Annotated in this window: 25 protein-coding genes; 8 read left to right on the top strand and 17 right to left on the bottom strand. The window is 31.0% G+C overall.

The window, feature by feature from the left end:
- Positions 1-18 precede the first annotated feature (18 nt).
- Genes bshA through B3I31_RS01535 form a run of 3 tightly spaced genes read right to left on the bottom strand, consistent with a single transcriptional unit; the run spans position 19 to position 4,059 of the window.
- On the bottom strand, positions 19-1,155 hold the full coding sequence (gene bshA / locus B3I31_RS01545) for an N-acetyl-alpha-D-glucosaminyl L-malate synthase BshA (RefSeq protein WP_125348800.1): 1,137 nt from the start codon (positions 1,153-1,155) through the stop codon (positions 19-21).
- A 23-nt stretch (positions 1,156-1,178) separates the two neighbouring features.
- On the bottom strand, positions 1,179-2,261 hold the full coding sequence (locus tag B3I31_RS01540) for a serine hydrolase domain-containing protein (protein WP_291087409.1): 1,083 nt from the start codon (positions 2,259-2,261) through the stop codon (positions 1,179-1,181).
- Between the two features lie 40 nt (positions 2,262-2,301).
- Positions 2,302-4,059 (bottom strand): glycoside hydrolase family 3 protein, encoded by a 1,758-nt coding sequence (locus B3I31_RS01535; RefSeq protein ID WP_291087406.1) that lies wholly within the window; start codon positions 4,057-4,059, stop codon positions 2,302-2,304.
- 111 nt (positions 4,060-4,170) lie between these two features.
- Here B3I31_RS01535 and B3I31_RS01530 point away from each other — a divergent pair, with 111 nt between their 5' ends.
- Positions 4,171-5,250 (top strand): TerC family protein, encoded by a 1,080-nt coding sequence (locus B3I31_RS01530; RefSeq protein WP_280035556.1) that lies wholly within the window; start codon positions 4,171-4,173, stop codon positions 5,248-5,250.
- A 74-nt stretch (positions 5,251-5,324) separates the two neighbouring features.
- On the opposite strand, the gene B3I31_RS01525 is transcribed toward B3I31_RS01530, so the two are convergent.
- The 3 genes from B3I31_RS01525 to B3I31_RS01515 are packed head-to-tail and all read right to left on the bottom strand — an operon-like array spanning position 5,325 to position 9,729.
- Positions 5,325-8,366, bottom strand: coding sequence for an AAA family ATPase (locus B3I31_RS01525; protein WP_291059802.1), 3,042 nt, complete (start codon positions 8,364-8,366; stop codon positions 5,325-5,327).
- Positions 8,366-9,571 carry a metallophosphoesterase family protein gene (locus tag B3I31_RS01520; protein ID WP_125348858.1) on the bottom strand — a complete coding sequence of 402 codons (1,206 nt, stop codon included), beginning with the start codon at positions 9,569-9,571 and terminating at the stop codon, positions 8,366-8,368. Before B3I31_RS01520 ends, B3I31_RS01525 begins: the two co-directional genes overlap by 1 nt.
- Positions 9,572-9,573: 2 nt before the next feature.
- Entirely contained in the window at positions 9,574-9,729 is a 156-nt protein-coding gene (locus B3I31_RS01515) for a hypothetical protein (protein ID WP_185144078.1), read from the bottom strand.
- Between the two features lie 153 nt (positions 9,730-9,882).
- On the opposite strand from B3I31_RS01515, the gene B3I31_RS01510 reads away from it, so the two are divergent.
- Positions 9,883-10,017, top strand: coding sequence for a 30S ribosomal protein THX (locus B3I31_RS01510; protein WP_219033578.1), 135 nt, complete (start codon positions 9,883-9,885; stop codon positions 10,015-10,017).
- 184 nt (positions 10,018-10,201) lie between these two features.
- Positions 10,202-10,645: a DUF4822 domain-containing protein gene (locus B3I31_RS01505; protein WP_286494645.1), complete on the top strand. Its 444-nt coding sequence runs from the start codon at positions 10,202-10,204 to the stop codon at positions 10,643-10,645.
- 73 nt (positions 10,646-10,718) lie between these two features.
- On the opposite strand, the gene B3I31_RS01500 is transcribed toward B3I31_RS01505, so the two are convergent.
- Positions 10,719-11,312: a hypothetical protein gene (locus B3I31_RS01500; RefSeq protein ID WP_221856011.1), complete on the bottom strand. Its 594-nt coding sequence runs from the start codon at positions 11,310-11,312 to the stop codon at positions 10,719-10,721.
- A gap of 148 nt (positions 11,313-11,460) precedes the next feature.
- On the opposite strand from B3I31_RS01500, the gene B3I31_RS01495 reads away from it, so the two are divergent.
- A complete protein-coding gene (locus B3I31_RS01495) occupies positions 11,461-11,979 on the top strand; it encodes a nucleoside 2-deoxyribosyltransferase domain-containing protein (RefSeq protein WP_180904942.1) in 519 nt (172 codons plus the stop codon).
- A 127-nt stretch (positions 11,980-12,106) separates the two neighbouring features.
- Positions 12,107-12,346 carry a hypothetical protein gene (locus B3I31_RS01490; RefSeq protein WP_038334521.1) on the top strand — a complete coding sequence of 80 codons (240 nt, stop codon included), beginning with the start codon at positions 12,107-12,109 and terminating at the stop codon, positions 12,344-12,346.
- Between the two features lie 31 nt (positions 12,347-12,377).
- Here the strand turns inward: B3I31_RS01490 and B3I31_RS01485 are convergent, their stop codons facing one another.
- The 4 genes from B3I31_RS01485 to B3I31_RS01470 form a co-directional block, all read right to left on the bottom strand.
- A complete protein-coding gene (locus B3I31_RS01485; RefSeq protein WP_291072481.1) occupies positions 12,378-13,157 on the bottom strand; it encodes a polysaccharide deacetylase family protein in 780 nt (259 codons plus the stop codon).
- Positions 13,158-13,318: 161 nt separating this feature from the next.
- Positions 13,319-14,047, bottom strand: a complete 729-nt coding sequence (gene lptB, locus B3I31_RS01480) for an LPS export ABC transporter ATP-binding protein (RefSeq protein ID WP_125348857.1) — start codon at positions 14,045-14,047, stop codon at positions 13,319-13,321.
- Positions 14,048-14,077: 30 nt separating this feature from the next.
- On the bottom strand, positions 14,078-15,439 hold the full coding sequence (locus B3I31_RS01475) for a pyridoxal-phosphate dependent enzyme (protein ID WP_219033580.1): 1,362 nt from the start codon (positions 15,437-15,439) through the stop codon (positions 14,078-14,080).
- Positions 15,440-15,472: 33 nt separating this feature from the next.
- On the bottom strand, positions 15,473-16,702 hold the full coding sequence (locus tag B3I31_RS01470) for an ABC transporter permease (RefSeq protein WP_291059800.1): 1,230 nt from the start codon (positions 16,700-16,702) through the stop codon (positions 15,473-15,475).
- A gap of 74 nt (positions 16,703-16,776) precedes the next feature.
- On the opposite strand from B3I31_RS01470, the gene B3I31_RS01465 reads away from it, so the two are divergent.
- Positions 16,777-18,003: an exo-beta-N-acetylmuramidase NamZ family protein gene (locus B3I31_RS01465; protein WP_291059799.1), complete on the top strand. Its 1,227-nt coding sequence runs from the start codon at positions 16,777-16,779 to the stop codon at positions 18,001-18,003.
- Between the two features lie 90 nt (positions 18,004-18,093).
- Here B3I31_RS01465 and B3I31_RS01460 read toward each other — a convergent pair whose 3' ends face one another.
- The 6 genes from B3I31_RS01460 to B3I31_RS01435 form a co-directional block, all read right to left on the bottom strand.
- Positions 18,094-18,477 (bottom strand): hypothetical protein, encoded by a 384-nt coding sequence (locus tag B3I31_RS01460; protein ID WP_219033582.1) that lies wholly within the window; start codon positions 18,475-18,477, stop codon positions 18,094-18,096.
- A gap of 172 nt (positions 18,478-18,649) precedes the next feature.
- Complete coding sequence (locus B3I31_RS01455; RefSeq protein WP_280051441.1) at positions 18,650-18,982, bottom strand: hypothetical protein; 333 nt, start codon at positions 18,980-18,982, stop codon at positions 18,650-18,652.
- A complete protein-coding gene (locus B3I31_RS01450) occupies positions 18,982-19,185 on the bottom strand; it encodes a hypothetical protein (protein ID WP_291059795.1) in 204 nt (67 codons plus the stop codon). The genes B3I31_RS01455 and B3I31_RS01450 overlap by 1 nt, the downstream gene beginning before the upstream one ends.
- Positions 19,186-19,596: 411 nt before the next feature.
- Entirely contained in the window at positions 19,597-20,025 is a 429-nt protein-coding gene (locus tag B3I31_RS01445) for a hypothetical protein (protein WP_291059794.1), read from the bottom strand.
- Positions 20,026-20,100: 75 nt separating this feature from the next.
- A complete protein-coding gene (locus tag B3I31_RS01440; RefSeq protein WP_280049918.1) occupies positions 20,101-20,667 on the bottom strand; it encodes a DUF4920 domain-containing protein in 567 nt (188 codons plus the stop codon).
- An 11-nt stretch (positions 20,668-20,678) separates the two neighbouring features.
- A complete protein-coding gene (locus tag B3I31_RS01435; RefSeq protein ID WP_291059792.1) occupies positions 20,679-21,275 on the bottom strand; it encodes an NUDIX hydrolase in 597 nt (198 codons plus the stop codon).
- A gap of 41 nt (positions 21,276-21,316) precedes the next feature.
- Between B3I31_RS01435 and B3I31_RS01430 the strand changes: the two genes are divergently transcribed.
- Positions 21,317-21,715, top strand: coding sequence for a hypothetical protein (locus B3I31_RS01430; RefSeq protein ID WP_038334509.1), 399 nt, complete (start codon positions 21,317-21,319; stop codon positions 21,713-21,715).
- Between the two features lie 94 nt (positions 21,716-21,809).
- Positions 21,810-23,163, top strand: a 1,354-nt coding sequence (locus B3I31_RS01425) for a choice-of-anchor L domain-containing protein (RefSeq protein WP_291072479.1), incomplete at its 3' end; no start/stop codon positions are given.

Raw genomic sequence — 23,163 nt, 5'->3', positions numbered from 1 at the left:
AATAAAAAAAATCGGGATTTACCCGATTTTAGATTTTGCAATTACTTTGCGGTACAATTCTTCATATTGCGGAAGAATATTCGTTTTATCAAATCGTATCGCTTGTTCTTTTGCTTGATAACTAAACTCTGCCAAACGCTTTTCGTCCTCTAAAATATAAATCGCTTTTTCTGCCATCATTTCGATATCTCCTACTGGGCAAACAAAACCAGTGACTCCGTTAATATTTACTTCTGGAATTCCGCCTGCATTGGACGAAATAACCGGAACACTTGCCGCCATAGCTTCAAGTGCTGCCAATCCAAAACTTTCTTGTTCAGACGGTAAAAGGAATAAATCTGCCGCTTTCAAAACATCATTCAAGTCACTTACCATTCCAAGACTTTTCACTTTATCTTGAATTCCAAATTCTTGAATCATTTGATCCGCCATATCCCATTCAGGACCTTCTCCAGCAATAATCAATTTCGATGGAATTTGTTTCTGGATCAAATTAAACGTTCCAATTACATCTTCAATACGTTTTACCTTTCTCAAGTTTGAAGTGTGCAAAATTACCTTCTCTTTTGGTTGCGCAAAATTATCACGACAACACACACATTTCTCTGGCAAATATTGATCATTATCAATAAAATTTGGCACTACTTCTATTTCATTTGTAATGTCAAATGCTTGTAAAGTATCTTGTTTCAAACTTTCGGAAACTGACGTTACAGCATCCGATTCATTGATCGAAAACTCAACAGCCGTTTTATACACAGGATGTTTCCCTACCAACGTAATATCTGTTCCGTGCAACGTTGTTACAATTGGTAATTTATACCCCTTTCGAGCCAACATTTGTTTCGTAAAATACGCCGCATACGCATGCGGGATCGCATAATGTACATGAACCAAATCTAATTCGTAATGCAAAACTTTATCATACAAAATTGTACTCAACGCCAAATCGTATGGCTGATATTGAAACAATGGATACGTTTCGACATGAATTCGATGAAAGTATATATTTGGTAATTTGATGTTTAATCTCGCAGGAACATTTGTGCTAAAAAAATGTACTTCATGACCTTTTTCCGCTAAATCCATTCCCAGTTCTGTTGCCACAATTCCACTCCCTCCATAGGTTGGATAGCATACAATTCCTATTTTCATTCGCGATTTTTATTTAGACAAATTTAAGGTAAAATTGCTTCATAAATTACTTGTCGAATATTTTCTCGCACTTTTTTAATGGAAAGATAATTTGGCTCCACAGTTTCATTGACACGATTCGAAAGAAAAATATATACAATTTTATACTGAGGATCAGCCCAAACCATCGTTCCTGTAAAACCTGTATGACCAAAACTTTCGGCTGATGGACCTATTTTAGATGAAGTTTGCATTTTATCAAAACCAGCTCCACGATGATTGCCTTTGAATTGTTGTTTGGTAAATTCCGCAACTATCTCTGGTTTCAAATAAACCTCATCGCCATATTCGCCTCCATTCAAATATAGTTGCATCAATTTTGCCAAATCAATCGAGTTGGAAAATAAACCAGCATGACCAGCAATTCCGCCCATCATCGCAGCGCCTTGATCGTGTACAAAACCATGAACGAGTTGATTTCTGTAGGTTTTGTCATATTCGGTTGGAATGATATCTTCTAAACTAAATTTTTCCTTTGGATTGAACGTTGTGCGATACATTCCCAATGATTGATAAAATTTTTTTTGTGTCAGTTCATTCAGATCTTTCCCAAAATCTTTTTCTAATTTCTTTTTGAAAATATAATAACCTAAATCTGAATATTCATATGATTTACGACCTAAAGATGATTTATAAATATCTTCGTAAATCGTATCTTTTATAGAATTAATGATATAAATGTTATCCGTAACTTTTATTTGATGTTCTTCATCTTGTTTTCTCGAATAGAAATCTAAATATAATCGCGCATTTTTTACATTGACAGTTTCATTGTAAAAACCAATCCATGGCTTAAGACCAGCTTGATGCGCTAATACTTCACGAACTTTTAAGGAAGATTTGTTCGAGTTTTTTGCATCATTATCAATTTCTCCAATTGTTTGCTCAAGGTTTAATTTTCCTTCGTTTACCTCCAGCATCAACAAAGGCAACGTCGCCGTCACCTTTGTTACAGAAGCGACATCATATAAATCTGTCCACTTCACTTTTTTTAAAGAATTTTTATCTTGAGTTCCAAAGCTTTTATCATACACGATTTTCCCGTCTTTTGCGACTAAAATTTGCATTCCAGGCGTGTAATGATTTGCAATTGCTTCTTCGGCAAGTTTATCTATTTCTAAGAGTTTTTTTTCCTAAATTCACATTTTCAGGTGCAGTAAATCCTAAACGTTTGATGTGTTTTGTTACAATTCCTTGCCCTTCTTTCAAGTTTTGATTGATATCTACCGGAAATGTTCCATCTGCATCAATTGCTCCAAAAATAACTTGCGCAGCAGCTGCTTGCGCATCTTTTGTATTTTGATAATGAACTGTAACCGCATCTAAATTTGATAAATCAAGATCTTTCAAACCATAAGGACTTGTGAATAATGAGAAGATTTTCTTTTTATCTTTTGGTAATGCTTTCAAAATTGCTTTCGAGTTATCTGACAATTTATATGGTTTGTAAACCGTTTCATTCGATAAAAACGCTCCCGAAATAATCACATCATAATCATTCAATAAATTGATCTGATTTGGATTTGAAATCTTCACCAACTCAACATTTGTATATTTTTGTAAATGTCTCAAAAATTGATCATAATCTGTTTGTTCAAGGGGAACAAAAGCTATTTTTTGATTCAATTTTTTAATTGGTAAAAGTTTGTGTTCATTCTTTACAACTGTCGAAGCTTTCTCAAAAATTTTAGTTGTTAACGCTAAATTTTCAGGAGAATTTAAATCTTCTAAAACATTTGCAGAATTTAAAGTTTTTATTTCATTTAAACCTGTAATATATTTTGCCATCAAAATTTTCTTCACACTTTCTTCTAAACGTGCTTCAGAAATCTGACCTTTATTTATTGCATCAATAATTTTTTGTTTCCCAACGTGTACATTTTGCGAAAACAATAAAATATCATTTCCCGCTACAAATGCTCTATAATCTACATCACCAGCAGGAAACATTTTTGCTACACCATCCATATTCAACGCATCTGTAATCACAATTCCTTTGAATTGTAATTCTCCTTTCAAATAATCTGTAATAATATTTTTAGATAAAGTTGAAGGTATTTTTGGATCTGGTTCTAAAGCTGGAACATTTAGATGCGCCACCATAATTGACTGTACACCTTCATCAATCATTTTCTTGAAAGGTGCAATGTGATATTTCTCTAAATCTGCTTTATTATCTGGAATCAACGGCAAAACTTTGTGCGAATCTTGATCTGTATTTCCATGTCCAGGAAAATGTTTTGCAGACGATAATACGTTTTGCGCACGCATTCCATCCATATAAGCAATTCCTTTTTCTGCAACTCGATCTGGATTTGAACCAAAAGAACGATTCCCGATAATTGGGTTATTTGGATTAACATTGACATCAACTGAAGGTGAAAAATTAAACTGAACACCCATTCTGTTCGCTTGTATACCAATTTGTTTTCCAACTTGATACACCAACTTATTATTGCGTAGAGCACCAAGCGTCATATTCCAAGGAAAACGCTCCACTCCTTTCAAACGCATTGCCAATCCCCATTCTGCATCCATTCCAATTAACAATGGAATTTTAGAAATAGATTGAAATTTATTTGTCAACTCAATTTGATGAGCCGCTTGATCTTGCATAAAAATTAATCCTCCGATATGTTCTTCTTCAATTAATTTTTGAATATCATTTTCATGCACCACATCTCTATTTGTATAGGCTGCAACGATAAATAACTGACCTACTTTTTCTTCCAATGACATTGAATTATACTTCTCATTCACCCATTTCATCTGAATAGAATCTTTGTACAATGGCGAAACGTGTTGCGCTTTCGAAGCTATAGGTAAAATAATTGTTAAGAATACGTATGCGATTACTCTTTTCATTCCGGAATAAATTAATTTTGCTTGTTTTTTCTTTTTTAGAAACATTTTTTAAAGGCCAATCAAGTTAGGATTGGTAAATTTATAGTAAATTGTCAAATTAAATAAATTTATATGAGTATTTTCAGTGTTGTACAGGATAGCATGTTGAATCATCCTGGACTAATAACTGTTTTTGGGGTTGCAGTAATTATTATGTTACTACTTGATTTAGGTGTTTTTAATAAAAATGCGCACGTGGTTTCGAACAAAGAAGCGCTTACTTGGACCATCGTTTGGATTTCCTTGGCGATGATTTTTAGTGGAGTGATTTATTTCGTTTTTAAAGAAGCAGATGGACATGCATTTGCCATCAATAAATTTTCGCAATTCCAGGCGGCGTATTGGATAGAAAAAGCCTTATCCGTAGATAATTTATTCGTCTTCATACTCGTTTTTGGATTCTTTAAAATTCCAAAAGAATATCAACATAAAGTCCTTTTTTGGGGAATTTTAGGTGCTCTTCTTTTTAGAGCAATCTTTATTTTTGCAGGAGTTGAATTAATTAAAATGACTTATTTACCAGCTTTTTCTATTGGAGATTGGCACTTTAATCTTGGTGATGAAGCAACTCATGCAAATTTTGAAGCAAAACAATTCTTCCGTCCAAATGTCGTTTTAACACTGTTTGGTTTCTTCTTAATTGTCGCCGGAATCAAATCTTGGAAATCAAGTGATGATGATGAAAATCAAGATTTATCACAAAATTTTGGTGTTAAATTGGTACACAAATTCTTTAAAGTTACACCAAATTTTGATGGAGATAAATTCTTTTCTGTACAAAACGGAATTAAAATGGCAACACCACTTTTCGTCGCTTTAATGGTAATTGAAGTAACTGATTTGGTTTTCGCTGTAGATAGTATTCCCGCTATATTCGCTGTTGCTCCAGACGATCCTTTTATTCTATATTCATCTAATATTTTTGCAATTTTAGGACTACGATCGTTGTATTTCTTGTTGGCAAATTCAATGGATAAATTCAATAAACTACATTACGGCTTAGCGATTATTTTAAGTTTTATCGGAATTAAAATGATTATTATGCCATTCTATCATTTTGAATCGACTATCTCATTGTCAATAATTGGTGGAGTTTTATTAACAACAATTATTTGGTCGTTAATTTCGAATAAATCAGAGGTTACGGAATAAGATTATTATCATCATATAATGAATAAACCCCAAGATTGAATTAATCTTGGGGTTTATTTTATAATCATTATACCTTACGAAACAACTTCTATCAAACTACCTTTTTCTTCATCTTTTGTGATTTGTAGCGCAGCTGGAATTCGATCTTTTAATTCGTCAACATGAGAAATAATTCCGACAATTCGGTTCTCTTTTTGTAAACTCATCAACGTTTCAAACACGATATTTACCGCATCTGCGTCTTGCGTTCCAAAACCTTCATCAATAAAGAAGAAGTTCTTTTCCGACTTCGCATTTGTTTGCACACTTTCTGCCAAAGCCAAAGCCAAACTCAACGAAACTTGGAAAGATTGTCCTCCAGAAAGCGTTTTCACACTACGTGAACGACCTTCGTTCAAATAATCTATAATCTCAAAATCATTGTTGTCATTCATTTGTAAACTCAATTGATTTCTCGTCATTCGATGAAATCTCACATTTGCGTTATCACATAATTGTTTCAAATAAATTGACGAAACATATTGCACAAATCCTGCTGAATTAAACAAATTTCGCATCGTTTGTAAATTAGCCGCTCGCTTTTTCAACTTTTCCAATTCAATTAACAAATCTTTCTTTTCTGTAAAAGATTTATTCAATCGCTCAATTTCAGTTTTTATTTTAGTAACAACTTCAGTAGCTTCTTTCAATTGATTTATCACAAAAATCAATTTTTCTTCTTGTATTTTATAAATCGTTTCATCAAAAGAAACTTCCGATAATTTTTGCTCTAATTCATGAATTAAATTTTTCAACGTTTCATACAAAATTCGAAAATCTTCCAACTCTTTTCTGATTTGAGAAACATTAAATTTCTGATTTAAAACAAATTGAACCTCTTCAATGTTTTGTATTTGATATTTTTCTAATGCTTTTTCTATTTGATTTTGATTAATAGCCAACTCTTCTTTTAACTCAATAAGTTGTTTTTCAACTAATTCAATTGAAGTTTTTTGAGAAGCTAATTTTGGATTCAATTGATTTAAACTGTCTGTAAATTGAATATAATCTTGTTCAATTTTTGTATTATTTAACTTTAAATCATTCAAATTTTGAAGCACATTTTCTGTTGTTTGATTTTGAAAATCTTCAAATTTCAAGACTTTCAAATTTGCTTGATTTTGCTTGATTTGAGAAGCTTTTTCAGCTTCTTCTAATCTAAATTTTTCTAAAGCATTTTTATATTTTTCAACAGATTCACGTTCTTTCTCTAAAGTTTCACGAAAAGTTTCAATCTCTTTATTTTTATCCGAAATTGTTTTGTCCAAAGCAACAGCTGCTTTCTTTTTTTCTTCAAATAATTCAACATTTTTCGAATCAAAATCTTTCCAAACAAACAAATTCAGATGATTTTCTTGTTCAATTTTCAGATCATTCAAAACTTGATTTTCTTGTGCAATTTGTTTTTCAATAAACTGTTTTTGATCAATCATTTTCTGAACTTCATTTTGTTTTTTCTGAAGCGATTTTAACTTTTCATCAATTTGATTTAATTCATTATTTACAACTTCAAATTTCGTGGAAATATCATCAATTTCAACAATATTCGGATGCTCTAAAGCGCCACAAAGCGGACAAGATTCACCTTCGTGTAAATTATGTGCAAAATGAACCAACTTTTGCTGAACTTCTAATTCATTTTTCTGTTTTTCAATTGATTTTTTAGTTGATTCAAGCTTTTCAAATTCAGAACTAAACCAATTTTCAAAACTTGAAATTTCAATATTATCTGTTTTGAATTGAGCTTCGAAAACATTAATTTGTTGCTTTTGCTCATCTATTTTAGTTTGTTGTTTCTGAATAGATTGTTGCAAATTTTGATTCTGAACAAACCAATTTCCAACCTCCATCAATGTTTGCGCATCTATTTTTGACTCAGCTAAAGTTTTGACTTCTTTTTCAGATAATTTGATTGAAGCTTCAATTTTCTGTTCATTTTTCTGAACCTCTTCAACTTCTTTCAAACCTTTTGCTGTTCTTACTTTTAACTTTTCTATCTCCTCTGAAAAAGTTAAAATTTGAACTATTAATTCTAAATCTGTTTCTTCTTTTCGTTTTATTGGTAAAGTTTCATAATCAGTTTTAATCGCTTCAATTTGGTTCGAAATTTCTTTGATTTGATTCTCGATTAAAGTCAGTTGTTTTTGTTGATTTTCAACTGAAATTGACTTTTCTTCAATCTGATTTGAAAGTTTTTTATGATTTTCTAAAAGTTGAGAAAACGCATTAAAAATCAATTCATAGCGCTCAATTTCAAGTTTTCGTTGATCCATTTCATTTTTCTGAACTGAAACTTTTTCAAAATCAATTTTCTTTTGTTTTAAAGTCTCAAAATCTGATTTCAACGCTTTTAAACGTTGAAATGATTCATTCATTTGATTATATTCTTCTTGAACTTGATTGGTAACTTTTGTTTGCTCAATCAAATTTTCTTCAAGCTCTTTTATTTTTTCTTCCGAAACTTCTTCAAATCCAGATAATTTCCCTTCTAGTTGATTCAAATTCGTTAAGTTTTGAGAATTTAAAGCTGCAACTTTATCTTGTAAATCATAACGATGAAGTCCAAAAATTTCCTTCATCATTTGTGTTCGATCTTTTGCACCCAACTCAATAAATTCCTTGAATTGCCCTTGCGGAATAATAATTGTTCGTTTGAAATTTTCGTAACTCAACCCAATTATTTCTTCTGCTTTCGAATGATTAAGCGGAATCCATTCATTGTCTTTTTGTTCATAAAAAACAACTATTGGCGATTTTACATCTTCAAAACGTTTCGAATTTCTTTTAAATTCACGTGTTGCTCTGAATAATTTTTGTTCAAAATTATAGAAATCAAACTCGATATATGCCAAATTCGATTTCAAATTCATCATATTGTAAGCACGCTTATCTTTGGAATTTAGACGTTCTGTTTCGCCATACAAAACGTACATAATCGCTTCCAAAATTGACGATTTTCCGGAACCTACATTCCCGAAAATTCCAAATAATCCTGCTTCTGTTAATTCAGAAAAGTCAATTGTTTGACGTTCTTGATACGAATAAAGTCCTTCTATGGTTAATTTTACTGGAATCATTATGAATTCAAAATTTCGTTAAACAAATCCTTTATTTCGTCGTTTGGTTCTTGATTTCCATTTTTCGATTTGAAATAATCTGCAAACAATTCCTTCATATCTTTTGTTTGATCTGCAAACTTATACTCAACCATTTCAACCTCTTGATTTTTAACTTTCGGAATCAAATGAATAATTCCATCATGTGATTGATAAATCAATTTTCGTTCATCAGCTTTCAAAAAAGAATCACTTTCTAAAATCAATTCAACCAACGCATTTTGATTTTCATTCAACCATTCTACAGCTAAATTTATATCATCAAAAGTTTTTCGAATAAGCGGTTTTCCATGCTTTAATTCAATTTTATGATAAGAAATAGTTTTATTTGGTTCTGCTTCTATTACCGAAACATACTTGGTTTGACCAGCTTCGGAAAAACTATAACACAAAGGCGAAGAGCTGTACACAACAGGTTTTTCTTCTGTTCCGATGTTCTTAAAACCATGCAAATGTCCAAGCGCTGTATATTGAATTTGAGGCGGAATAGCTTCGGAAAAAATCATATCTGCATTTCCAATTTTAATCGGTTTTTCGCCTTCTGGTTCCTCTAAAATTTCAGCACCTTTTTGGTTCATATACAAATGTGCTATCAATAAATTAACACCATTTTCGTCACAATATTCATCCGCAATATTTTTCCAATTTGTCGCTAAAACTTCATTCAATGCATCTTCTTTATTCTCTCCAAAATATTGTTTCAAACGAATTTCGTTTGCATAAGGCGTATGAATAATTCGAATCGGGTAATCGAAAGAATTTAATTTCAATTCAATCATTCCTTCTACAGATTTTAAAATTTTGAAATCATTTAATTCAAATTCCTGAATTTTTGCATTTGGATAACCAATCAAAATAATTCCACATTCGCGTGCCAACGGATCTGGCGCATCAATCAAACTTGGAGAATCGTGATTACCAGAAATCGCTACAACAGGACGTTTTCCGTTATTCGAAAGTCTTTTTAATGTTTTATAAAATAATTCTACAGCTTCCACACTTGGATTAAAATTATCAAATAAATCGCCCGCAATAAGTACCAAATCGACTTGTTGTTGATCTGCAATTTCGATAATCTCGTTCATCACTAAAATTTGTTCTTCTAATCGCGAAAAACTATCCAATTTTTTGCCCAAGTGCCAATCGGCTGTATGTAGAATTTTTATCATTATTCTTCCGTTTCTGGTTTATTTTTATCATTAAATCGTTGATTGATTGCTTTTAATCGAGCTTTGCGTTCAGCTTCGGCTTCTTGCGCTTTACGTTTCTTTTGATCTAACTTTTTCTTATGCGCTTTTTTATTTGCATCTGTATTTCTACTCATTTCTATTTGGTTTAAAATTAATTTTTCTCCACGCCAAATGATGTCGCAAAGTTAGATTAAATGATAAAGAATTGTAAATCTATTGTCCAACTAAATTGAAATTATTAACTTGGCTAGAAAGTAATCGAATTTATTAATTTTAAAACATTTATAATGGGAAAAGGCGATAAAAAATCGAGAAGAGGAAAAATTGTGAATGGCTCTTATGGTGTAAAACGTCCGAGACATAAGTATTATTATGAGGAAGATGTTGTTGAAGAAAAACCAACCAAAAAAGCTAAAAAGTAATTTTTTGAAGCTGAAAATCAGGATTGATTTTCAGCTTTTTTATTTTATTCAACTCAACAATAATTTATCCAATGATGAGAATAAAATCTACAATTTAAGCCATTAAATATTGAGTTTATTTGTGCTATCAAAAAATAAAACATGAATATTTTTAAAAAGAATTACAACAAGCATTTTTGTATTATTGGTTGGATTAACACTTTTTAGTTGTAACAATGATGATGATTCAGGAATTACAGAGCAATTAACGCCAAGCGAAATTTTATCCTTTACTTCTTGGGAAACAACTAATGCTTTGAACAATAAAGGACAAAATGTAGCCTTAACAGACACTAATGTTTCTAATTTTGTAGGTTATACCTATTTCAAAAAAGATGATACATTTACTATGTTCAATTTAGATGATACGCCAAAAATGAAAGGAGATTGGTCTGTTTCTGAAGAAGGAAAAACAAGAACAATCGTTGCTAAAAATGATGCAGTAGAAGTTTTGTTTACACGAATTGTTGACATTACAGTTTTAACAAAACAAGAATTTACTTACAGAATTTATCCGTCTAATGATGATAAATCTGTTTATTTCTATATCGTACATACGCCTAAAGCTCACAAAGAGCCAACAAAATAGTGTCACATCAATATCATCCAAATATTTAAATTTAAAAAGCTAAGCGTCAATTGACACTTAGCTTTTTTTGTTATTATTTCACAAATTTATATTCAACATTATTCCAAAAAACATAAGCTCCTTCTTGTTTTAAACTTTCAGGCTTATCTATAATTCTTGGAAAAATATTGTCTTTTGTAATTTTTCCAAAAGAAGAACTTTTACCAGAAGCAGAACTTCCATTTTCAGGATCTACAACAGCATAAGACTCAAAATGTTTGAACAAATAAAATGAATTTGTTGTTTTATCAATTCGACCCAACAATATTTTTCTTGAACCGTCAGTAGCATACAGATTATTTTCTTCTATAGTTGATTTAAATTTAGACGTTTTCAATTCTTCATTGATTATAATCGAATCTTTTTTCAATTCAATAGATTTGACAGAAGGATCTTCGTAAAGCGTCCACGTTTTCTTGAAAAAAGCTTCTGCTTCTACCGGATAATCTTTTCCGTTTATTCCTTTGTAATAGTATGCATCTAAAATTGAAACATTTTTATCGAATTTGAAAATTTCAGTTTCCGTTGGTTGAGGATTCGTAGGCTGTTCTTTGACTGGAGTTGTCACTTCGTCTTCTTGACAAGAAAAGATTACAAAAGCAGCAAAAAAAGGTAATAACTTTTTCATGTATGATTATTATTTATACTAAACAACCTCAAATCTATTCAAAAAGTATAAAATCTATGTTAAATATTCTTTGTTTCAAGCCAATTCTAACAAAAGTCATTAAATACAAAATCAACAACCTCATTATATTTACAGAAACAAAAACAACATGAAAGCAATTTTATTTGCCTTATTTCTATTATTGAATACTACAATTTTTGCTCAATCTCTTGAAATAAAATCGCCGAATAAACTTCCTAAAAATGATCAACGTACAAAGATATTTTTGGGCGGAACAATTGATATGAGAAATTCTGAAGATTGGCAAGCGAAGGTTTCAAAAGAATTGAAAAATGAAAAAGTCATCTTGCTAAATCCTCGTCGTGATGATTGGAATACCGCTTGGAAGCCTGTGAAAGAAGAGCCCGAATTTCGCAAACAAGTGGAATGGGAGTTGAATGCATTAGAAAATGCAGACTATATTATTATGTTTTTTGGAAAAGATTCTAAAAGTCCGATTAGTTTGTTAGAAATGGGATTGTATGCAAAAAGTGGAAAACTTTTGGTGATTTGTCCAGATGGTTTTTGGCGAAAAGGAAATGTTGATATTACGGCAGAAAAATATGGTGTAAAACAATTTGATTCGATAGAAAATGTGTTAGATTATTTAAAAAATATTCTAAAATAATTAATTATAAGAGAGAGAATTAAGTTTTGAATCGAAAGGTTTAACATATAATTTTATTTCTCAAAATCTTATTTTAAAAATTTATGTTTTAGCTTTGAAACCGCTTTAATAGTAAGTTTTACAGATTATGAAACATAATGATTTGGAAATTAATCGGTTGATTGAACGATTAGAATCTTTAGGAATTTTGGTCGAAAAAATCGAGAGTTCTGGTTTTGGTAGCATGTTAAATTTTGAAATGATTTATCAACTTCCTGAACAAAATATTTCTAACGCTATCAATTTTAGACGTTTTGATATACAAGATGTTTATCTTTATTTCAAAGAGGCTGTTAATCAAAAAGGAGATTTACTTTTTATAGAATAAACGAAAAATGCTCAAGAATTTGAGCATTTTTTTATTTCAATTTTTGTAAGTCATTAACTGTATAAAACTTCATATCATTATTCTTCACAAACTTGCAAATCTCTTCTAAGGTTTTAAATTCAGTTTCATAATTATTAATTGCTTTTGCAACTGTTTTATGCGCGTAAAAAATGACTATCTTATTGTTATCCTTTGCATATTGCAACAACGAAATATAATAAGGCACATTAAAATGCTCGTAACTATTATCGATTCCTAAACCAAAAAATAACGGTTTATTTTGATAATAACAGTTCTGAAAATTAGGCGCTTCGTTTCCATAAGTTGTTCCTCTTAATGTTTTAAAATGATTGAAAAGTAATTGATCCGAATCTACACTTCGATCGCCATAAGGATAAGAAAAATCGGTTACATCAAGTCCTTTGTTTTTCATCAAACTTAGCATTGGAGTGATTTCTTTGTCAATAAATTCTTTTCCTCCAAATTCTTTTATATACTTTGTTGTATGAACGTGATTTAAACCATGCGCAGCAATCTCATTTCCGTTTTGTTGCAGATAAGTTAACTCACGTATTTGACTCTCCGAAAGCTTATCAAAATGCGTTACATAGTACGTTCCTTTCCAATTGTATTGTTTCAATTTTATATTCGCATTGAACCATTCGTCCACATAATCATCATCAAACGTAAGCACCACTCCTCCTCTATTTGTAGATTTTTTTGGTTCTTTTATCGCATCTTCTTCGTGTGTACAGCTATTCAACACAAAAATTGAAATTAAGCAAATAAAATAATAATTAAGTTTTAGCATTCTTTATCAGTAAGTTTTAGTACTTAAATATATCGAAAAAGTAACTGCTAAAATGAGAAACTTTTAAAATTAAGTAAATCTTAATTTTGTATCATTTTGAAGTAATTTAAAACAAAAAAACCACTCAAAATTGAATGGTTTAGAAAATACTATATTGTAATTTATATCTGCTGATACATAAAGTTTTCACCTAGATAAACGCGACGAACATCTTCATCATTCGCTAACTCTTCAGGCGAACCTTCTTTCAAGATTTTACCTTCGAACATAATATACGTTTTATCGGTAATTGCAAGCGTTTGCGATACATTATGATCTGTAATTAAGATTCCGATATTTTTATCTTTTAACGAACGTACAATCTTCTGAATATCCTCAACCGCAATTGGGTCAACTCCAGCAAAAGGCTCATCTAATAATATAAAATTAGGCTCTGTTGCCAAACATCGTGCTATTTCGCAACGACGACGCTCACCTCCAGAAAGTAAATCACCACGATTTTTACGAACATGCTCTAACGAGAACTCTTCAATCAAAGCATCTGTGCGCATTTGTTGCTCTTTTTTGGAATGTTTCGTGAATTGTAAAACTGATTTGATATTATCTTCTACAGAAAGTTTACGAAAAACAGAGGCTTCTTGCGCCAAATATCCAATACCTTTTTGCGCGCGTTTGTACATCGCATCGTTTGTGATATCTTGTTTATCTAAAAAAACTTTTCCTTGCGTAGCCTTTACCAAACCAACAATCATGTAGAAAGAAGTCGTTTTACCAGCACCATTTGGTCCTAATAATCCAATAATTTCTCCTTGTTCTACTTGAAAAGACACATTTTTTACGACGTGTTTTTTACCGTAATCTTTTACTAAATTCTGACCTTTTAATACAATTCCCATATCGCTTCAAAGATAGGATTTTTGTTATTTAATCGAGTTAATAATATCATATTTTGTGATGATATGATATTTTCCGTTTTCTAATTCTATTAAAACAGCTTGATTATCCTTTGTAATTAACTTCGAAACTTCTTCGATAGATGTTCCCGCTTTTACGACTGGATAAGGTTTTCCCATGATTTCGTGAACAGGTTTTTCAGCAACATTTCTATCTTCTAAAAATGCTTGAAACAAATCTGATTCATCCAAAGAACCAACAATTCCATTCACGTCCGTTACTGGAATTTGAGAAATTTTGAAACGACGCATACGATCAATTGCATGAGAGGCCAATTCCTCTGTACGAACCGTAACCAAAGGCTTATCGACATGTTCTTTGATTAAATCTACAGCCGTTTTGATTTCTTCGTCCAAATATCCTCTATCACGCATCCAATCATCATTAAAGATTTTTCCTACATAACGAGAACCTGAATCGTGGAATAAAACCACTACAACATCATCTGGTCCGAATTCGTCTTTCATTTGCAACAATCCTTTTATCGCAGATCCCGAAGACATTCCTACAAACAAACCTTCTTCTAAAGCTAAACGACGCGTATAAACCGCTGCATCTTTATCAGTCACTTTTGTAAATCCATCAATAATATCAAAATCTACGTTTTCAGGTAAAATATCTTCACCAATTCCTTCTGTTACATAAGAATACACTTCGTTTTCGTCGAAAATTCCGGTTTCTTTATATTTTTTGAAAACTGATCCATACGTATCAACTCCCCAAATTTTAATGTTAGGATTTTTTTCTTTTAAGTATTTTCCAACGCCTGAAATTGTTCCTCCAGTTCCAACTCCAACAATAAAATGCGTTACTTTTCCTTCTGTTTGTTCCCAAATTTCCGGTCCAGTTTGCTCATAATTCGCTTGTGCATTCGATGGATTATCGTACTGATTTACATACCAACCATTCGGCGTTTCTTTTGCCAAACGTTTCGAAACTGAATAATAAGAACGTGGATCATCTGGCTCAACATCTGTAGGACAAACGACAACTTTTGCACCAACAGCTCGCAAAATATCCATTTTCTCTTTCGATTGTTTGTCTGTAATCACACAAATTAATTTGTAACCTTTGATCACAGCAGCCAAAGCCAATCCCATTCCTGTATTACCAGAAGTACCTTCGATAATTGTACCCCCAGGAACTAAACGACCATCTTTTTCGGCATCTTCGACCATTTTCAACGCCATACGATCTTTACAAGAATGACCAGGGTTAAAATATTCAACTTTTGCTAAAACTGTACATGGTAAATCCTTTGTAATCTTATTAATTTTAACCAAAGGTGTATTCCCAATCGTTTCTAATATATTGTTTGCGTATTTCATTTTTTTCTAACTTTTAAATTAAAACATTAAATTTTATCTAAAATTAATCGCTTTTGCAGGTGTAATTTTAGATATCATATACGAAGGCAAAAGTAATACAATTGCACAAACTAATAACGCTCCTGCATTCAATAAAACAATTGTGCCAACATCTAAATAGACTGGAGCTGTTGATAAATAATAGTTTTCTGCCGGAAGTTTGATAATTCCGAAATATTTCTGAATGAATAATAATCCAAGTCCAATTGCATTTCCAGCAATTAATCCTGGTAACATAATAAATAATGCGTAATTAATGAATAATTTTCGGATTCGCCAATTTGTCGCACCAAATGCTTTTAAAATTCCAATTGAATGTGTTCGTTCTAAAATTAAAATCAATAAAACCATCACCATATTAATCACCACCACAAAAAGCATGATAAAAAGAATAATGACAATATTTTTATCGAAAATAGAAATCCAATCGTTGATCTGAGCAAATGAAGCCGTAGCAGATTCTGCATATAAATTGTATGGAATATTTTCTTGCACACGCTTTGCAACAGGATCAATATTTTCGACATCTTTTACAAATAATTCGAAACCGCCAACTGTATTCGAATCCCAGCGATTAAGACGTTGTACATGCTTGATGTCACCAAACATTATTTGATCGTCAAAGTTTTTGATATCTGTTATGAATAATCCAGAAATGGTAAATCGACGATAAATAGGCTTTGTATCTTCTTGAATAAAATACATCACAAACGAACTGTCAACATCCAATTTCATTTCATCCGCAATCTTTTTCGATAATAAAACCTCATCCATTATCGAATCTTTATTGATTCGCGGAAAATGTCCTTTTACCAAAAATTTATCGAAACGAACCGAATCATAATCTGTTCCAACTCCTTTGAACACAACCCCACTAAAGTTTTCATCCGTTCGGATAACACCACTTTTATTGGCAATTGCTTGTACATGTTCTATTTCTGGAATCGATTTAAACTTTGGATAAAAAGCTTGATGAAGTGATAATGAATCAGAATTTAATGACGTATTACTATTGTAGTTTCTAATCGTAATATGACCATTAAAATCGGCCAACTTTTCTTTGATTGCCTTTCTTGCACCAACACCAGTCGAAATCGTTACCAAAGAAACAATCAACCCTAATGCTACCGCAATTTGACCTACTCGAATAATAATACTCGATAAGTTATTTTTAGTATTTTTACCAAGCGCAATTTTTTTTGAAAACCACCAAGAAAAACTCAAATTATATATTTTTTATAAGATTAAAACTAACTTTAGGCTTTAAATTCGCCTAAATTCAAATGATTCAAAACGAAATGAAAAACTTTGTCAAATATACATCAATTGGTTTACTTAGTTCAGTTATTTTTTTCGGCTTTTCTACTCCAATTTTAGCTCAAAATAATACATCAAAAACAATAGATAATCATTCAACTATTCTTGTTGGAGCAGAAAATACAGCTAACTATCTTTCGAAATTAAAAGGTAAAAAAGTTGGATTAATCTCGAATCAAACAGGAATTGCAACCATTAATGGAACAACGATGCATACAGTTGATTTGTTACTAAAACATAAAATCAATGTGGTTAAACTTTATTCGCCAGAACACGGTTTTCGAGGAGATGCTGATGCTGGTACAAAAGTAAAATCTGGTGTTGATACAAAAACTAACTTACCAATTATTTCGCTTTATGGTGATAATAAAAAACCAAAAGCAAATCAGATTTCTGATGTAGATGTTTTGATTTTTGATATGCAAGATGTTGGCGCACGTTTTTACACATACATTTCTACTTTGCATTATGTTTTGGAAGCTGCGGCTGAAAATGGCAAGAAAGTAATTGTGTTGGACAGACCAAATCCTAACGGACATTATGTGGACGGACCTGTGATGAAAAACGAGTATAAATCATTTGTTGGAATGCACAATGTTCCGATTGTTTATGGAATGACGATTGGCGAATATGCGCAAATGATCAACGGTGAAGGTTGGTTAGCAAATAGTATAAAAGCAGACTTGGAAATTATTCCGCTTATCAATTATACCCATCAGTCCAAGTACAATTTACCTGTGAAACCATCGCCTAATTTACCAAATGCTCACGCGATTAATTTATATCCAAGTACATGTTTGTTTGAAGGGACAAACGTTAACGAAGGTCGTGGAACAGATATTCAGTTTCAGGTTTATGGTTCACCATTCCTAAAAAATATGTCTTTTCAATATACGCCAACTTCAAAACCTGGTGCAACAAGTCCAAAATTCAAAGATGAAGTTTGTTACGGAGAGGATTTATCGGATGTTCCGTATCAATCTGCCATCAATTTGAAATGGTTAATCAATGCATATAAAAATAATACGAAGCAACCTTTTTGGACGATGAATGGTAAAAAATTGTGGATTGATCAACTTTCTGGAACTGATGAATTGCGCAAACAAATAGAAGCTGGTTTATCAGAAGCAGAAATAAAAGCAACTTGGCAAAAAGATTTGGAAGCTTTCAAGAAAATAAGAGCAAAATATTTGATTTATAAAGAGTAATCTAATTATAAATGATTAGTTATGAATTATGAATATCAAAATAATAAAACGGAAGCCTAATTTGACTTCCGTTTTTATGTTTTAGAATGATTATTTTTCTCCGACAACCGCAGAAATAGATTCACCCAATTCTTTCACTTTTTCATATAATTTTGTAGAACCTTTATCAAATTCTATCGAAATTTTTCCTTCACGTGCCTTTATTTCTAAAGATTCTCCTTCTCGCCAAACATAGTTTTTTCCTTCAGTCGTTGGCTTTCCAAAAGCTTTCTCTATTTCATTTATTGCAGCTTTAGATTTTGGTTTATCAAAAATCGCCGAATACGAATAAACTTCGTTACTATCGCTCACACTAACCGAAACATTAGAATGAGTTGTTGATCCTGAAGATTTGGCAACTGCGTGTGATTTTGCTGTTTGTCCGTTACAAGCTAAAGCTGATAAAGTTATTGCTATAAATAATGTCTTTTTCATATTTTTATTTTTTATAAAATTCTGAAAAAGATTGGTTTGCATTGGTTAATGAACGGTTAACGAAGCGTTAACACAAAAAAAGCCACAAAATAATTGTAGCTTATTTTTTAAGTATTTGTATTATTTATATTTTTTGTTGCAAGAATTTTATCTACAAGATTTATAATTTTATCTACAACCTATTGATTATCGGTACTTTTTGAATCTCAATTTTAAGCGAATTATCATTCAAAATAATTTCAAAACTTCCTCTTCCAGTCCATATATAAACAGAATCTTCTAAAGTTCCTTCACCAAATTGTGTTTCAATCAACTCTTTTACCATATCATTTTGTTGCGGTCGAAAAACTACTTTATATGTGTACGACAACGGATTGTCGTTCAAGGCATAATTCTTGGTTGTAATCAATATATTTTTTGGTCCTGGATTAATGATAATTTCAGTTAATTCTTTCTCTAAATTCAGAAATTGATGATAAAATGAATCATCAGAATTATTTTTCATTAGAAAAATTCTACTTGATCTTTCTTCAACGTGATATCATAATCAGCCGCTTTCCTATCAAAAATATCTGTTTTTAACGTTGGTTCTCCAAAATATTTTTCGAAACTTTTCTTGATATTTGCTCTCTTATTCTGCGTAAAAACTCCACGATACGAAAATGTATTTGCTTTATCATTTACAACATAAAATTTCTCTGTAATCAAGCGATGTTTAAAAACGGGTTGACTGACAATTGTCGATAAATCCTTTCCTAATGCTTACACTTTTTCATACAAAGCCTGATTATCATTGCTTTTCCCGAAATTTATATTCACATCATTTTCTCGCACAACAATTTCATAACTTCCGTTATAATTCCAAACCAAATCGTTTTTGTTGATATTTGGTGCTTTAAATTCAGACGAAATTCGATTGATAATTGCTTCTTTGGAACCCGAATCGAAAACCGCTTTGTACGTATAAGAAACTTGCGAATCGTTCTCTATAAATGATTTATTGTAATTTGTTTGAGCTGCGGCAAAAAGAAAAATGATAAAGAAATTAAAAATAAATATTTTTTCATTTAAGGTTTATTATTAAATGAAAATATCAAAAATTTTCAGCAGAAAAACATCTTATAATTCGTTTAATATTTCAATCGTTAAGAATTCTCCCGTCATCGAATCAAAAGAGAATAAACAATTTAAACGACAATAATCATTTGCTAAACGATTTGGATCATTATTAATAATTCTTTTATAATCATTACTTTTACGAACTTGAGTTTCATCAATATTTCGGTTCAAATCAAAAATATTTAGACCTTTGTACACCTTACAAATTGGATTTGGAGAAAGATAAAATTTAATCGAAACAATCATTTCATCAACAATTTTCATCGAAATACCTTTTTCTTTGTACAATACAATTTTTCCTTGAGAAATATTTTGCTCTGAAATGTCAGATTCAAATTCAGTTTGAAATGATTGAAATAATTCGTCATTTACCGATTTTCCTATCAAAGAAAAATACTGATTTGGATTGGCTTGAAATAAGTTTGTCATATTTTATAGATTTGATTTCATAAAAAAACCTTTCCAAAAATAGAAAGGTTTTGATTAATTATTGAGTTAAAAATATTAGTTTTCTTTCAAATAAACTCCATCAGCCTCAAAATTATATTGCAACTGAGGTTTTGTAATTTTCGCAATTTCTTCTTTCGATTGTCCTGCATCTTCTGCATAATGACGCAATTTCTCAACAGAAATTTCACTAACAAAAGCTTTTCCGTGCACGACAACATTCGCTTTTTCACCATCTAAAGGCATAAAAAAACCATAATCTTTGAAACGCACAAACGACTGTTCTTCGCCTTTTCCAAGATCAACTTTCATCCAACAACCTTTCTTTTTGCAAACAGATTCTATCGTCGAAACAAACTGAACATTTTCCAAAGAATCACCACTTTTCATGTTATCATATAACTTTCCAAGCTCGTTTTTTGTTAATGTATTTTTGATATCAAACGATTCTCCATACACTTGATACGCATATAAATCGTCTATTTTTGCGGTTCCGTTATCTAAAATTTTTGATTGAGATTTAGAAGCTTTTTCAGTTTTAACCTTGGTTTCTTTTTTCGTTTGAGCATTAGTTGTCAAAGCAAAAGATGTTAAGGCACAAAAAGTTAATATATATTTTTTCATATTAATTTTATTTAGTTCAAATTTAAATAATTATCCATCAATAATTTAATATTTGGATAAGAATTTTCTAATAATTCAGGAATTTCATTCTCTTTTTTCCATTCAACCGACTCAATTCCTTCTTCAGTTTGTGGCAAAGGCAATTCAACACCGTCATAAAAAACTTCGAACCAAAATGTTTCTTTGATAATATATTCTCTCAAAAAATAAATGTGAAAAGTTGGCATTAAAAATCGTTTCAACTCCAAATTTGTCAAACTACATTCTTCTTCAATTTCACGAATTGCAGATTGTTCTCTCGACTCTCCTTTCTCCATTTTCCCTTTTGGCAAATCCCATTTACCGAGCCTAAAAATGAACAAATAATCGTCTTGCGGATTACGAACAATTCCGCCCGCAGCTTGAATATGTTTGTAATATTTTAAGAATTTCGTCCAAACATCATCAATATCTTCACTAAAAATATTGACTAAAGTTGCCGTTTTTGATGATAATAAATGAAAAGATTCATCAAATTGAGCTTCATTTTGAAACAAAATATTTTTTGCTTCTGGATTAGATTGGTTGCTGAAAGTTAACAAACTTTCATTAAAAAAAACTTTGTACATTTGAACGATTTGTTACAAATTTATAAAAAACTCACAAGGATATGAAGGTAAATACAAATAAAGTCCGTTTTGCAAAAAATCAACAAGAAGCATACACTTTTTTGTTGGATATGAAGAATTATGAGCAATTGATGCCAGAGGATACTAAATCGTTTGAAATTCACGAATCTGGAAAAGGATTTACGGTTGGTGTTGGTGCTTTACCAAAGGTTGGAATGCGTTTGAAAGAGACAGTTGAGCCATCGAAAATTGTTTTCGAATCTCCTGCACCTGCTTTTGAATATACTTTGACAATTTCTATTGATGCTGTTGATGAGAATTCGTCTGATGTTACGTTAGATTTTGATGGAAATTTCAATATGATGATCGAAATGATGGCGAAAAAACCATTGACATCTTTCATTGAAACTATTGCAGAAAATTTAGGAAAGATAGGGTAAGACTATTCTTTCGGTAAATAAAATTCCTAAAACTGTTGAATAAGCTTTATATTTTAAAGTTATTTAGCAGTTTTTTTGTCTAAATTATTTTTTCATGAAGCATTTTTATTCAAAAATAATTCTCCTACTCCTTTTTACTTTTACACTAAATAGTTTTTTATTTGGTCAATATATTCAGGTAGACACATCTTTATCAAAAGAACAATTAATTGATAAATTTATTGGGACAAACACAGGTTGTATTACTATTTCTAATATTAATATTTCAGGATACAATAGAGCTTATGATGAAATAAGCTATGGTTATTTTACAAAAGGAACTAGTAATTTTGATCTTTCTGAAGGAATTATTTTATCTACTGGAAAAGCAAAAGCTGCTGAAGGTCCAAATGCTACTTTACAAAGTTTTTATGGAACTAATTGGGGAGGAGATCAAGATTTAATTGATATTTTGATACAATCTAATTTACCTCATGATAATATTTTAAATGCTACATCTCTCGAATTTGATTTTGTATCAAACCTTACAACAGATCAGATTAGTTTCGAATATATGTTTCTTTCAGAAGAATATCAATCAAGTAATTGCCAATACTCTGATGCTTTTGCCTTCTTAATCAAAAAAGCAGATAATTCTGAACCTTATCAAAATATTGCATTAGTTCCAAATACAACCATTCCTGTAACTTCATTAACCATAAATGGCGCAAGAGATTGTCCTCGAAACATATCGTATTTTGGAAGTTTTAATTCTGCAAATAATCCAACGAATTTCAATGGACAAACAAAAGTTTTGAAAACAAATGCGCAAATAGAAGCTGGTACAAAATATCATATCAAATTGGTAATTGCTGATCATGGAGATTCAAAAGGTCGTTATGATTCTGCTGTTTTCTTGAAAGCTGGAAGTTTTATAGGTTCAAAAAGTTTAGGTTCTGATGTTGTATTATGTCCTGGAACATCTGAAACAATAGATGCGACAACGACAAATGCTACAACCTATAAATGGTACAAAGATGGTGTGGAAATTAGTGGTGAAACAAATGCAACATTAGTGGTAGATGAAACAGGTTATTACGAAGTAGAAATCACATTGAATACTGGTTGTTCTTTGAAAGGTCATATTAATGTTTCTGTACAAGAAGAACCTCAAATATATCAAGATCGTTTTTCTATTTGTGATGATGATTTAGATGGAAAAACACAAATAAATTTAGACGAATATACTGATCGAATTGTAGAAGATTATTATTCTGCTCATCAAGTGAAATATTTTGAAACGGAACAAGATGCTAAAGATAATATTTCTGTAGGAATAACCAATTTCGAATTAAATGAAATTCAGACATCTAAAGAAGTTTGGATTCGTGTCCAAATCGGAACTTGTAAGCCTGTTATTAAAGAAATTACTTTTACATTAAATCATTTTGTAATCTTCCCCTTGTTAA

The sequence above is a fragment of the Empedobacter sp. UBA3475 genome, assembly GCF_002378465.1.
GTDB classification, from domain to species: Bacteria; Bacteroidota; Bacteroidia; order Flavobacteriales; family Weeksellaceae; genus Empedobacter; species Empedobacter falsenii_B.
This window is presented reverse-complemented; position numbering and strand designations above follow the sequence as displayed.

Coding starts and splice junctions, on each gene's coding strand:
- bshA (WP_125348800.1), bottom strand. CDS start 1,155: ATGAAAATAGGAATTGTATGCTATCCAACCTATGGAGGGAGTGGAATT.
- B3I31_RS01540 (WP_291087409.1), bottom strand. CDS start 2,261: ATGCAAATTTTAGTCGCAAAAGACGGGAAAATCGTGTATGATAAAAGC.
- B3I31_RS01535 (WP_291087406.1), bottom strand. CDS start 4,059: ATGAAAAGAGTAATCGCATACGTATTCTTAACAATTATTTTACCTATA.
- B3I31_RS01530 (WP_280035556.1), top strand. CDS start 4,171: ATGAGTATTTTCAGTGTTGTACAGGATAGCATGTTGAATCATCCTGGA.
- B3I31_RS01525 (WP_291059802.1), bottom strand. CDS start 8,366: ATGATTCCAGTAAAATTAACCATAGAAGGACTTTATTCGTATCAAGAA.
- B3I31_RS01515 (WP_185144078.1), bottom strand. CDS start 9,729: ATGAGTAGAAATACAGATGCAAATAAAAAAGCGCATAAGAAAAAGTTA.
- B3I31_RS01510 (WP_219033578.1), top strand. CDS start 9,883: ATGGGAAAAGGCGATAAAAAATCGAGAAGAGGAAAAATTGTGAATGGC.
- B3I31_RS01500 (WP_221856011.1), bottom strand. CDS start 11,312: ATGAAAAAGTTATTACCTTTTTTTGCTGCTTTTGTAATCTTTTCTTGT.
- B3I31_RS01495 (WP_180904942.1), top strand. CDS start 11,461: ATGAAAGCAATTTTATTTGCCTTATTTCTATTATTGAATACTACAATT.
- B3I31_RS01490 (WP_038334521.1), top strand. CDS start 12,107: ATGAAACATAATGATTTGGAAATTAATCGGTTGATTGAACGATTAGAA.
- B3I31_RS01485 (WP_291072481.1), bottom strand. CDS start 13,157: ATGCTAAAACTTAATTATTATTTTATTTGCTTAATTTCAATTTTTGTG.
- B3I31_RS01475 (WP_219033580.1), bottom strand. CDS start 15,439: ATGAAATACGCAAACAATATATTAGAAACGATTGGGAATACACCTTTG.
- B3I31_RS01465 (WP_291059799.1), top strand. CDS start 16,777: ATGAAAAACTTTGTCAAATATACATCAATTGGTTTACTTAGTTCAGTT.
- B3I31_RS01460 (WP_219033582.1), bottom strand. CDS start 18,477: ATGAAAAAGACATTATTTATAGCAATAACTTTATCAGCTTTAGCTTGT.
- B3I31_RS01455 (WP_280051441.1), bottom strand. CDS start 18,982: ATGAAAAATAATTCTGATGATTCATTTTATCATCAATTTCTGAATTTA.
- B3I31_RS01445 (WP_291059794.1), bottom strand. CDS start 20,025: ATGACAAACTTATTTCAAGCCAATCCAAATCAGTATTTTTCTTTGATA.
- B3I31_RS01440 (WP_280049918.1), bottom strand. CDS start 20,667: ATGAAAAAATATATATTAACTTTTTGTGCCTTAACATCTTTTGCTTTG.
- B3I31_RS01435 (WP_291059792.1), bottom strand. CDS start 21,275: ATGTACAAAGTTTTTTTTAATGAAAGTTTGTTAACTTTCAGCAACCAA.
- B3I31_RS01430 (WP_038334509.1), top strand. CDS start 21,317: ATGAAGGTAAATACAAATAAAGTCCGTTTTGCAAAAAATCAACAAGAA.